The organism is Flavobacterium microcysteis, assembly GCF_006385255.1.
GTDB classification, from domain to species: Bacteria; Bacteroidota; Bacteroidia; order Flavobacteriales; family Flavobacteriaceae; genus Flavobacterium; species Flavobacterium microcysteis.
Window position 1 is genome coordinate 1 of the sequence record NZ_VFJE01000038.1, and the last position, 1,277, is coordinate 1,277.

General features: G+C 62.3%; 1 protein-coding gene. It reads right to left on the reverse strand.

Annotated features, from left to right (window positions below; genetic code table 11):
* Nucleotides 1–1,277: hypothetical protein (locus tag FJA49_RS18360; protein WP_394344075.1), on the reverse strand; the 1,277-nt coding region annotated here is incomplete at both ends.

Below are 1,277 nucleotides of genomic sequence, written 5' to 3' on the forward strand. Positions count from 1 at the left end.
AGGAGCATGTCCGCCTCCCTTACGCTGATGTCAGGGAAGGTGGCGAAACCGTCAGCGGTAGCGTCGTCGCAGATCTCGATAGGGTCTGGCGACACCGGCTGCGGCGTGCGGTTCACGATCAGGCGAAGCTGCGTGTACGATGGGCACTGGCTGCCGCCTGGCTCCTCTACCCTTACCCACAGGATAAGCGGGGCATCCTCGGGAAGGGCCCTGGTCAGGTTCCCGTATACGGGTCCCTTAGGGAGGACGTTGTTTTCCGCATTCAGTTGGGTCTCGTGGTAGCTTACGATAAGCGTCGAAGGCCCGCCGGTGATCTCCAGGTTCTTGTCCGTAAGGGTGAACACCCCGATCCCGTCATTATTGTCGTCGCACACCTCAAGCGGCGTAGGGTTGAATATTATCGGCGCAGCGATCGGGTTGATCGTGACGCTGCCCGTAAGGGTAGCGCTGCAGAAGGGTGCCGTGCCCGTGGTTACCGCCGTGGTCAGGGTAAAGGTCGTCGGTACCGTGATCACGTGGGTCGTGTAAGGCGCATAGCCCGCCCCGTCAAGGGTAACGCTGCCAGTGCCTCCCGCCCCGCCTGTCCAGCCGAAGCTTACAGTGGCGCCCGGCGTTCCCGTGAATTCCAGAAGCGCCGTGCTGTTGGAGCACACGTTTGCAGGGCCGGTGAAGCTCGCCGTAGGGAGCGCCTTTACCGAAACGGTCACCTGAAGGTTCAGCGCCTTGGTGCATGGTACCGCACCGGCAGTGGTCACGCTCAGCAGCCTGTAGGTCTCGGGAGCCGTAAGGGCACCCGTGTTGATCACGAACCTTCCGGCCGCATCAAGCGTGCCCGATATGGGCGCGCCCGTTCCTACGGAATAGGTAAAGCTGCCGTTTGCAGGGCCGGTCACCACGATGGTCGTGCCCGTGCCGTGGCATACCGTGGCATCGGTAGCCGTGATCGTGCCCGTAGGCAGCGGCGTCACCGTGATGGTGGCGCTGCCCGTAAGGTTTGTGGTGCATGGGGTCGTGCCCGTGGTGGACACGCTCACAAGGTCGTATGTCGTGCTGGCAGCCAGCACCGGGTTCAGGACGTAATCGCCCATCCCAGGGTTGCCGGGGCTAGGCGTCGTCAGCGTTACCGCAGGCTGCGCCGCACCGTTTATGTTGAAGATGACCTGGGAATTAAGCGTGCCGGTAATCGTTACCGTGCCGGTGCCGTTCTCGCAGATCACGGGGGTAGATGTCGATATCGTCGCAGTCGGGGCATTCGTTACCTCGATGCTGACAGTGCC